The organism is Corynebacterium sp. HMSC068H04, assembly GCF_001811255.1.
GTDB classification, from domain to species: domain Bacteria; phylum Actinomycetota; class Actinomycetes; order Mycobacteriales; family Mycobacteriaceae; genus Corynebacterium; species Corynebacterium hesseae.
The window spans coordinates 155,897-166,062 of sequence record NZ_KV804021.1 but is presented as its reverse complement, the minus strand read 5'-3'; the positions used below and the strand labels follow the sequence as shown (position 1 = coordinate 166,062).

At 60.5% G+C, this 10,166-nt stretch carries 10 protein-coding genes; 5 read left to right on the top strand and 5 right to left on the bottom strand.

Annotated elements, in window-relative coordinates; translation table 11 throughout:
- Window positions 1-374: 374 nt before the first annotated feature.
- From HMPREF2792_RS11555 to HMPREF2792_RS11545, 3 genes are read right to left on the bottom strand one after another with little or no spacing between them, the layout of a single operon-like run.
- Window positions 375-1,361, bottom strand: coding sequence for a hypothetical protein (locus HMPREF2792_RS11555; RefSeq protein ID WP_070533750.1), 987 nt, complete (start codon window positions 1,359-1,361; stop codon window positions 375-377).
- A complete protein-coding gene (locus HMPREF2792_RS11550) occupies window positions 1,361-2,161 on the bottom strand; it encodes an ATP-binding cassette domain-containing protein (protein ID WP_070533748.1) in 801 nt (266 codons plus the stop codon). The genes HMPREF2792_RS11555 and HMPREF2792_RS11550 overlap by 1 nt, the downstream gene beginning before the upstream one ends.
- Window positions 2,158-2,532, bottom strand: coding sequence for a GntR family transcriptional regulator (locus HMPREF2792_RS11545; protein ID WP_070533746.1), 375 nt, complete (start codon window positions 2,530-2,532; stop codon window positions 2,158-2,160). Before HMPREF2792_RS11545 ends, HMPREF2792_RS11550 begins: the two co-directional genes overlap by 4 nt.
- Before the next feature lie 225 nt (window positions 2,533-2,757).
- On the opposite strand from HMPREF2792_RS11545, the gene HMPREF2792_RS11540 reads away from it, so the two are divergent.
- Entirely contained in the window at window positions 2,758-3,996 is a 1,239-nt protein-coding gene (locus HMPREF2792_RS11540) for an NYN domain-containing protein (protein ID WP_070533744.1), read from the top strand.
- A gap of 113 nt (window positions 3,997-4,109) precedes the next feature.
- On the opposite strand, the gene HMPREF2792_RS11535 is transcribed toward HMPREF2792_RS11540, so the two are convergent.
- Together HMPREF2792_RS11535 and trxA are read right to left on the bottom strand one after the other, a co-directional pair.
- Window positions 4,110-4,904: a PspA/IM30 family protein gene (locus HMPREF2792_RS11535; protein WP_070533741.1), complete on the bottom strand. Its 795-nt coding sequence runs from the start codon at window positions 4,902-4,904 to the stop codon at window positions 4,110-4,112.
- A 153-nt stretch (window positions 4,905-5,057) separates the two neighbouring features.
- Window positions 5,058-5,420: a thioredoxin gene (gene trxA / locus HMPREF2792_RS11530; RefSeq protein WP_070533740.1), complete on the bottom strand. Its 363-nt coding sequence runs from the start codon at window positions 5,418-5,420 to the stop codon at window positions 5,058-5,060.
- Window positions 5,421-5,567: 147 nt separating this feature from the next.
- Between trxA and HMPREF2792_RS11525 the strand changes: the two genes are divergently transcribed.
- The 4 genes from HMPREF2792_RS11525 to HMPREF2792_RS11510 are packed head-to-tail and all read left to right on the top strand — an operon-like array spanning window position 5,568 to window position 9,784.
- Entirely contained in the window at window positions 5,568-5,768 is a 201-nt protein-coding gene (locus HMPREF2792_RS11525; protein ID WP_070533739.1) for a heavy-metal-associated domain-containing protein, read from the top strand.
- Window positions 5,769-5,773: 5 nt separating this feature from the next.
- Entirely contained in the window at window positions 5,774-7,951 is a 2,178-nt protein-coding gene (locus tag HMPREF2792_RS11520; RefSeq protein ID WP_070533738.1) for a heavy metal translocating P-type ATPase, read from the top strand.
- A 5-nt stretch (window positions 7,952-7,956) separates the two neighbouring features.
- Window positions 7,957-9,291 (top strand): MFS transporter, encoded by a 1,335-nt coding sequence (locus HMPREF2792_RS11515; protein ID WP_070533736.1) that lies wholly within the window; start codon window positions 7,957-7,959, stop codon window positions 9,289-9,291.
- Between the two features lie 28 nt (window positions 9,292-9,319).
- Window positions 9,320-9,784 (top strand): VanZ family protein, encoded by a 465-nt coding sequence (locus HMPREF2792_RS11510; RefSeq protein ID WP_070533734.1) that lies wholly within the window; start codon window positions 9,320-9,322, stop codon window positions 9,782-9,784.
- The last annotated feature ends 382 nt before the right edge of the window (window positions 9,785-10,166 follow it).

Sequence of the window (10,166 nt, the reverse complement as noted above, 5' to 3'; positions counted from 1 at the left end):
AAAGGAAAAGCGCCATCCGGCATACACCAACCACAACACACATACAATGCATCACGGCCACAATGAATAAAATCAACCAACACAAAAAGTACATTGGCACACTATTGAGTTCTCAAACATCGTCACCACACAGCCATACGGAACGCCTTTGGCGGTACGCAGTACTGCGAGTAAAGAAAATATTTGTTGTCAGGGCCTGTTTTCCTACCGCCTCTCTCCAAGAACCTCAGTTCCTGTGGGGCGCTGTCGGTCGCGCTGACTCACATAAAGTTACACACGGCCTTGAAAAAACACAAATGTGCACTTCAATGAAGGTTTTTACCCCTTCTTGAAGTGCACAAAGACAACCTTTTAACGCAGACATTGGATGGCGCTCAGCGTGCCCCAAACCAGCCCATGAGGCCCGGGCTAAACACGTTGGTCTTTGTTGCCATCCGGGGATACGCGGCAACCCACACGACGTAGATGATTGCCATCCCTGTGAGCGTCCACCCCATCGCAACGCTGGGATTGATAAGCCACGCTATGAACAGTACGGCGATTGCTCCCGCTAGCGCAGTTGTGTAAAGCCACGTCAGTTTGTCGGTAATGGCGAAAGTTAAAAGTAGTGACGTTGTAGCAAGACACACGATGGTGAACCCGGCTGGATTGCCGGTCCACATCATCGCTACCAGATCGGCCACGAGCGATAGGACCACGGGGATTGCCGTGCACAGCACAGTGGTCTTGGCCCAAGCACCGCGCGGCAGCCCAAAGGCCACTGCATCTTTGAGTGAGCTGCGGATTGAATCAGCGACGAGCGGCAGGACAATCAATATAACAATGACACCCACAATGCCCACGCCGGTATCCCACAGCTTGATCAACACGAGATTCACCGCGATCGCGAGGGCGAAGCCGATCGCCGTCCACATCCACGCGCGTACCTGGGGGCGCACCACAATTTGCGAAACCGGGGACGCTGAGAACCAGCCCGTCGAAGAATCACCATCGCTACCTACGATGAGGGAGCTCGCGGTCATGCGCGATGGCTCGACGCGCTTCACCATGCACACTGCCCACATGAGCCCCGGCGCGATGAGAGTCCACCATGGAAAGGCGAAGGGCGCGCTAACAAGAATCAGTAAAAGCGTCAGGGTGGCATTGATGCGCCGGTGCCCGTTCCACATACGCGAGCTGAGGCCAAAAGTGAGATAGCGGGAGAAATCAGGCTGGGATAGATAGACCGTAAGCACCATAAAGAGTGAGTAGCCGATGGCCCACCCTCGCCCGCTGCCCATCCCGATCACCGGCAAGACGACGAACCACAGGGCAAAGAAGAGGCTATTCCAGCTCAGCGCCATATGCCTATACAGCTTCATCACGCCTCCCCCAATGCCAGAACTGCCTGTTCGAGGGATACCTCGGTGGCACGCAGCCCCATTTCCTGAGCCATGGCAAAGACGTTGGCGGTGTGGTTGGGGCGGGCGTCGACAAGCGCTCGGTCCGCCACGGCGGAGGTTTCGCGCTCGAGCACCGGGAGCTGCAAGCGCCCCAACGCGCGGTCGAGGGCTTCGGCAGAGCCGGTGAGCTGGACGACGCCCTCGATAAACTCATCGATGGGGCCGGAGAGCGGGTTCTCCCCCATCAGGGCTACGGTATCAAGCAAACCGGAAAGCTCGTTGAGGTGATGGGTGGAGACGATAATGGTGCGACCATGCTCTTCGCGCAAGACCTCATAGAATACTTCCCGCTTGGAAGCGTCGAGGCCGAGATAGGGCTCGTCGAGAAGCATGTACGGCACCCCCGAAGCCACCGCAACGATGAAGCTCGCCGCGGACTTTTGCCCGCGGGAGAGGCCCGAGTAGTTCTTCATCGGAAGCTCGAAGCGCTCGACCAGTTCCGCGGCGCGCGTCTTGTTCCAGGTGGGCCAGCGCAGGCTGCATACCGTGAAGACCTTCTTCATATTCCAGCCTTCAGGCAGGGGGTTATCAATGCCCATGAGGACGATCTTGTTGAGGACTTTTTCATTGTCGTAAGGCTTGTCACCATCGACGGTGATGCCGGAAGCATTCAGCTGACCGGCGATTTTACGCATCAAGGTGGTTTTGCCAATGCCATTGGGGCCGACGAGGCCGTGCGTAAGGCCGTCGCTGAAGGTGAAGTGCGGAGTGGAAATCATGAGTAGAGTCCTCGGCTTTCTGCGACAAGGTCGATGAGGTCGTGGAGTTGCTGGCGGGTATAGCCCAGGTGCACGGCTTCGTCGATAAGCGGCGCGGCGTACTCGGCCGCGAATTCTTGGCGACGCCGCGCGCGGATCTTCTCGGCTGCACCTGAGGTGACAAACATTCCTATCCCCCTGCGCTTTTCCAGGATTCCTAGATCTACGAGGAGGGTCAGCCCCTTGCGGGCAGTGGCGGGGTTGATGCTATGAAAGGCGGCAAGTTCATTAGTGGATGGCGCCTGCGCACCCTCGGCGAGAGTGCCCTCAATAATGGCGTCCTCGATGAGCACCGCTATCTGCCGGAAGAGCGGCTGGGCAGAGTTGTCCATGCCGGCCTCCTCGTTGGTTGGTTACTCATGTAACTAACCATATAACCACACCGAAACCCTCGCAAGCCCCCCTTGGGCAACGCCATTGACCTGGGAATTTCCTCGGGGTTATCGACGTTTTGTGACTAATGGGGCACACTGGACTACACCGGCCCTAGGCTGGAAGATCTCACAGAAGTGACCCTAGAAAATTAGTTAGAAGAAATAGAACGGAATTTAGGAGCCATGCTTGAACGAACACTTGTCTTCGTTGACACGTCATACCTACTGGCCAGCTTTTATAACTCTTGGGAGACGGGGGCCCGCGCCCAGCTAGAGATTGATTTACCCGAAGTAGTCAGCTCCCTTGGTTCCATGATTGAGAACCAAGTAGGCAACCCCATCCACCGCCAATACTGGTACGACGGAATCCCCGATACCGGCCCCCACCGTTACCAGCGAGCACTGCGGGTCTGCGATGGCGTCCAATTGCGCACCGGTCAGCTCATCGAATGGGGCGAACGGCGAACCCAGAAAGCCGTGGACACCCGCCTCGTCGCCGATATGATCGTTTCCGCTATGAAGGGCCAAGTCACGGATTTCGTCTTGGTCTCCGGCGACGCAGACATGATTCCCGGGGTCCAGGAGGCCGTCAACAATGGTGTGCGCGTGCACCTTTATGGCTTCGGATGGGACTCCATGTCTTCAGCTCTGCGCCATGCCTGCGACTCCACCACGATCCTCGATCCGCGGGAGGACTTCGCCGATGCGATGGAGCTTGAGGTCCTTGAAGGCCCGCTGCCGCCGACCATCCGCGAGCCCCAGAGCACCGGAGAAGGAAGCGAAGACGCTAGCGATTCCGCCACCGAGGACGCCCCAGAGTGCGACGAACCTACCGAGGCACAAGCTGCCTTCCCCTCTGCGCCAAAACCTGGGCCGGCAACACCTTCCGCCGCGGCGCAAGACGTGGCTGCCACCGCCTCGCACCCAGAGTCGGCAGCACCGAGCGCCCCCGCCGACGAAGAGGAACCCGCCCCCTGCGGCGAACAAACCACAAAGCCCAGCGCCGCGGATCAGAAGCCCGCGGACGCAGAAGAGGAAACGGGCACCGAAGCCCCGAAGCCTGCCCCCAAACCGGCCGCGCCCAAGCCGTCGATGATGGCGCCGCGCCGCAAGCTGCGCTCGAAGTATGTTCCCCTCCCCGAGGAAGTGTGGAGCTCCGCCGGCTTCCAGTCCCCCTTTGACGTGGGGCAGCAATATGCCTCGTGGTGGTTCGACAACGCCGCGAGCGCCGATCAGCGCGACCAAGCCCATCTCCTTTCCGGCGGCGGTCTGCCGCCGGAGATCGACCGTCCGCTGCTGCAGTTCGCCTGCGAAACGCTGCACGAGTACACGCTCACCGAAACCCAGCGCGTCAACCTGCGCGATGGCTTCCACTCCGGCATCCGCGGCGTGCTAATCAATATCCGCCGCCAGGGCAGCTAGACCGTCGAGGCGCACAGGGACCTTAATAAAGGGACCTTCTGGAGCGCGGGGTGGTGAAATCCCCTGGCCGCAGAATGCGGCCTGCTCCAGAAGGCCCCTTTTCGCGCTGGCTACTACTTATCCTCAGCGTCCTTGGCTTCGGCGCCGGCCTCGAGCTCCTCTGTGGTCTTGGAGGATGAGCCTTCCAGCTCCTTGTTCTTGGCCATCTCAGCGCGGATCTCATCCAAGCGGGACATAGCGGCCATATCGTGTCCCGCCGCCGAAATCTCCTGAATCCGGCTACCACCAGCTGCCTGGTGCAGCTCCTGGGCGCCGAGCGCATCAGCGTAGCGCTTCTCAATCTTGGCGCGTACCGAATCCATCGTAGGCGTCGAGTCATCCGGCTTGAGCTCATTCATGGAGTCCAGAGCCTCAGCGTTCTTCTCCTGCATCGCCGCCTGATCGGCTTGGGACAGCAACTGGTCCACCTGCGCGAGCTGCTCCTTCAGTCGGGCCTCCGACTGCTGTTGCTGGGCCTTTGCCTGCTCCGCCGCTTGCGCGGCAGCCTCGTGCTGGGACTTCAGATTCGCCAGCTCATTTTCTACGGCAACCAGCTGGCTCGCCACAACCTCCGCTGCCTGGTTGTACTCGGCGGCCTTCTGCGGATCCTCGGAAGCGTCCGCCAACTCCAAGGCCCGGCGCGTCTGATCCTGGTAGTCCTTCTGAGTTTTCACTAGGCGGTTGAGCTGCATTTCCAGCTGGGTTTTGCGGCCAATAATCTCCGCTGCGTGCTCGGAAATCTGGCGGTGCTGTTCCTTTGCACCTTCCACGGCCTGCTGGATTTGGACCTTGGGATCAGCGTTCTCATCGATCTTCTGATCGAAAGAAGCCATCACATACTTCCAACCTTTGCTGAATGGGTTTGCCATTGCGCTCACTCCTTAGTGGTTCCTGCAGCAGTAATCAATGCAGCGCTCGTTAGTGCTTTATATGTAAAGACGCTTTCCTGCGAGTGTAGCGATACTCACAGGAAAGCGCGCAGCGGTCCATCTCGACCGCCTTTTCAGAAACATCCGGAATTATTAGGCCTGCTGGCTCTCCACCTGGGCGCGGACCTCATCCATATCGAGAGCCTTGACCTGGCTAATGAGATCTTCCAGGGCTGCCGGCGGCAATGCGCCCGACTCGCGGAACACCAAGATGCCGTCGCGGAACACCATCAACGTCGGGATGGAGTTAATCTGCAGCTTCGCAGCCAGATCCTCGTTTGCCTCGGTATCCAACTTGGCAAAGGTGGCATCAGGGTGCTCCTCGGATGCCTTCTCAAAGACCGGGCCGAAGCGCTTGCACGGACCGCACCATTCCGCCCAGGCATCCACGAGGGTGATGCCATCGCCGGAGATGGTCTCCTGGAACGTCTCTTCAGTGATGTCAATCGTTGCCATGTCTCTTCCTATCTGTTTCGGGGAAATTTGTAGGTTCTTTCAACTCTCAACGGTACACAAGGCTCAATTATTCCTTGCACCTATACCCCTAGGGGGTATACGCTCAACGGTGTATCTACCCACTACTTAAGGAGTCTGATCACGACCATGAGCACCACCACCTACACCGTTACCGGTATGACCTGCGGCCACTGCGAGCTCTCCGTGAAGGAAGAAATCTCGGAGATCAAGGGCGTCACCGACGTCACCGCTGACCACACCACCGGCGCCGTCACCGTGACTGGTGAGGGCTTTAGCGATGACCAGGTCGCCGCCGCCATCACCGAAGCCGGCTACGAGTTGGCCTAAGCATCATGACCACCAGCCTCACCCTCGGTATCACCGGGATGACCTGCACCTCCTGCTCATCCCGGGTGGAACGCAAGCTCAATAAGCTCGACAACGTCGAAGCCACGGTCAACTTCGCCACGGAATCCGCCTCCGTTAGCTATGACCCAGCGACGACGACCCCCGCCGATCTCATCGACGTCGTCGAAGGCGCCGGCTATGGAGCCTTCACGGTGGACGATGAGGGGGAGGCGTCGGCAAGCACGGCGGACACCGCCCGCGAGGGTGAGGCTTCCGACATCCTGCAGCGCACGCTCGTCTCTGCGACGCTCTCGCTGCCCGTGATGCTCCTCTCCATGGTCCCGGCCCTCCAATTCCAGAACTGGCAATGGGCCTGCCTGGTACTCACAACGCTCGTCTACGTCATCGGAGGCGCGCCCTTCCACCGCGCCACGTGGGCCAACCTGAAGCACGGCGCCGCCACGATGGACACGCTCATCACGCTGGGCACCACCGCCGCCTTTGGCTGGTCGCTCTACGCGCTCTTCTTCGGCAACGCCGGCATGCCCGGCATGACCATGCATATGACGCTGCGTTCCAATGACGCGCAGATGGACCACATTTACCTCGAATCAGTGGGGATGGTCATTACGTTCCTGCTGCTTGGGCGCTGGTTTGAGCTCAAGGCTAAAGGGCGCTCTTCCGAGGCGCTCACCACGCTGCTGACTATGGGGGCTAAAGAAGCCACCGTGCTTCGCGACGGCACCGAAACCCGTATTCCTGCCAGTGATCTCCATGTAGACGATGTTTTTGTGGTTCGCCCCGGTGAGAAGATCGCCACCGATGGCGTGGTCTTCACCGGCCATTCAGCCGTGGACGAATCCCTGCTCACCGGCGAATCGTTACCGGTTGAGGTTTCACCCGGCAGCACGGTGACGGGCGCAACCATCAACACCTCCGGGCGGCTTGAGGTGCGCGCCACCCGCGTCGGCTCCGACACCGTCCTTGCCCAGATGGGCGCGCTCGTCACCGCAGCCCAGACCTCGAAGGCCCCGGTGCAGCGCCTCGCCGACCGAATCGCCGCTGTCTTCGTTCCCATCGTCATCGGCATCGCTATCCTCGCGCTCGTGGCTCACCTGTGGGTCGGCGGAGTTGCCCCGGCCTTCGTGGCCGCCGTCTCCGTCCTCATCATTGCGTGCCCTTGCGCCATGGGCTTGGCGACGCCCACCGCAATCCTCGTGGGCACCGGGCGCGGCGCCGAACTGGGAATCCTCATCAAGGGCCCGGAGATTTTGGAATCGACCCGCCAGATCGACACCATCGTTCTAGATAAGACGGGCACCATCACCGAAGGCCAGATGTCAGTAGCGGCGGTTCAGGCCACTGCGGGGCACTCAGAGCAGAAGGTTCTCCGTCTTGCTGCCGCCGCGGAGCAGGGCTCCGAGCACCCCATCGCGCGGGCCATCCGCGCGGCTTACGACGGCGACATCCCTGCAGCCGAGGACTACCGCGAGCTGCCAGGCCAAGGGATCGAAGCGACCGTCGACGGCGCGCGCGTGCGGGTGGGACGCCCACCCGCGGGCTACGACGGCACTGGGACGCAGGTCGGCGTCTACGTGGCGGATGACGTGGTGGGAACCATCGAGCTACAGGACCGCGTTAAGGAGTCCGCAGCAGCCGCCATCTCCGCCCTCCAGGATCTCGGCCTCACACCCCATCTGCTCACGGGCGACAACGCAGGTGCAGCACACGCAGTGGCGCGAGCCGTTGGCATTGATGAAGCCAACGTGACAGCAGAGGTGATGCCCTCTGACAAGGTGGACGCTGTAGCCCAGCTTCAGCAGCAAGGAAAGACCGTGGCCATGGTGGGCGATGGCGTGAACGACGCCGCGGCACTCGCACAGGCGGACCTCGGCATCGCGATGGGTGCTGGGGCCGATGTCGCCATCGAGGCCTCCGATATCACGGTAATGAATAACGACCTACGTTCCGTCGCCGATGCCGTACGCCTGGCGCGGGCCACCCTGCGCATCATCAAGGGCAACCTATTTTGGGCCTTCGCCTATAATATTATTCTTCTACCTGTTGCCGCTTTTGGCCTGCTCAACCCCCTTTTCGCGGGTATAGCCATGGCGTTGAGTTCGGTTTTTGTAGTCAGTAATTCTTTGCGCCTGAAAAGCTTTCACTCCGCAGAGTATGCTTAGCCTGCATGAATCGTCTTGATCATCGCTCTATCTCTCGCACGGAGAGGCTCGACCGCCTTCCCGTCACTGGAAAACACAAACGTCTCCTCTTCGGTTCCGGCATTGGCTGGGCTCTCGACGCCATGGACGTGGGCCTCATCTCCTTCATCATGGCCGCTTTGGCCGTGCACTGGGGAATCACGCCGACCCAATCCTCATGGCTGGCGTCCGTGGGCTTCATCGGCATGGCCTTAGGTGCTACCTTTGGTGGCCTTTTGGCCGATAAGTTCGGCCGCCGCCACGTCTTTGCCTTGACCCTGCTGGTCTATGGCCTCGCCACGGGTGCTTCCGCCCTGGCGACGGGCCTCACGCTTCTCATCGTCCTGCGCTTCTTCATCGGACTCGGCCTGGGCGCCGAGCTGCCGGTAGCCTCCACGCTGATCTCCGAGTTCGCCCCGCTCAAGGTCCGCGGGCGCATGGTGGTCTTGCTGGAGGCCTTCTGGGCGGTGGGCTGGATCCTGGCCGCGGTAGTTGGAACGTTTGTTGTGGGGGCGTCGGAAAGCGGCTGGCGCTGGGCGCTCGCGCTCGGCATGGTCCCCGCCCTTTATGCACTTTTCGTACGCCTCCACCTGCCGGAATCGGTGCGCTTCCTAGAGTCGAAAGGCCGCCACGAGGAGGCAGAGGAGATCGTCGCCTCCTTTGAGGCCGAGGTGGACTCGACGGACATCGACCGCACGCCCCCGGCACCGACCTACTCCGAGGAAGACGTCACCGCCGCCAGTATCTGGTCGCCGTCCCTGCGCGGGCGCACGCTGGCACTATGGACCATCTGGTTCTGCGTCAACCTGTCCTACTACGGCGCCTTCATCTGGATTCCCTCGCTGCTGGTCGCCGACGGATTCTCCCTGGTGAAGTCCTTCAGCTTCACGCTGATTATCACCCTGGCCCAGCTGCCCGGCTACGCCGCCGCGGCCTGGCTCATCGAAGTATGGGGGCGCCGCACCACGCTGGCTACCTTCCTCGTGGGCTCCGCGCTTTCCGCAGGTCTCTATGGTTTTGCCAGCACCGAGGCCACGATCATCCTGGCCGGTTGCCTGCTGTCCTTCTTCAACCTGGGCGCGTGGGGTGCTTTGTACGCCATCGGCCCCGAGCTCTATCCCACCGCGCTGCGCGGGCGCGGTACGGGTGCTGCCGCCGGCTTCGGCAGGCTCGCATCCATCTTGGCGCCGCTCATCGTTCCGCCGCTCATCGCGGTGGCGGGCACGGGCTGGCTCTTCGTACTCTTTGCGGCAGCCTTTGGCACCGCCGCTGTCGCGGCGCTGACCCTGCCAGAATTCAAGGGTAGGACCCTTGCTCAATAGGGTCGCCCTTGGCGCGTGGGTCGCGGTCATGGTTGCGCTGACTACGCTGAAGTCCTTCTTTCAGATTGGTTACCTCTGGAAGCCAGAGAACCAGCGTGTCCGCGATCTGCGCTTGGTTCCGCTCGATGAGTTTTCCGGCGGCACCTGGTTTGGCCCGCTCTTTGAGTACGCGGGCAATACCGCTTTCTTCATTCCCTTCGGAATGCTCGTCTTCAGCATGTGCCGTTCACTCAAGGCCACGGCCGCGTGGGGCTTCGCGCTGAGCCTGGCGCTGGAGACAGCACAGTACGCCTTCGCCCTGGGGCGCACCGATATCGATGACCTCATCTTCAATACCCTCGGCGCGCTGATCGGAGCAGGGTTTGCCCGGCTGTGTGGCGAGCGCTTCTTCCCCGTGTGGCGGTGGCTCGCACTCGCCGCAGCAGCCGTCTTCCTAGTCTTAGTCATTCTCGGCCCACGGTTGGGTGACCCCAACGCCGTGGTGGACCTGTAATTTAACCGTGCGCCATGTTGACGAACCCGACTTAGACCAACTTAGTGCGAGAGTTCTTGGCCGGTGATTGCTTGGATGGTGACGGTGAGGCCGAGTGGAGGTGGTACGGCGGCGTGGACGGTTTCGCCGCCAACAACGAATCAAAAGTTGCGGTATTTCTTGAGTGTTCTCACGAGGCGTTTGTTGGAGTAACCACTGCGGGTTTCCATCAGGTGTGCCCTGGCTAATGCTGCGATGACGATATTGAGGTGTTAAGAGTGACATTTCTCATCCACCCATGATCTAAGTTTGGTTTGACGTCAACTAGCGCGCTTCGACTTGTTTCGATGGTGGAAGGTCTCAACCTCAATGGAACTGATTCATACAACCTCAAAATCCGTGA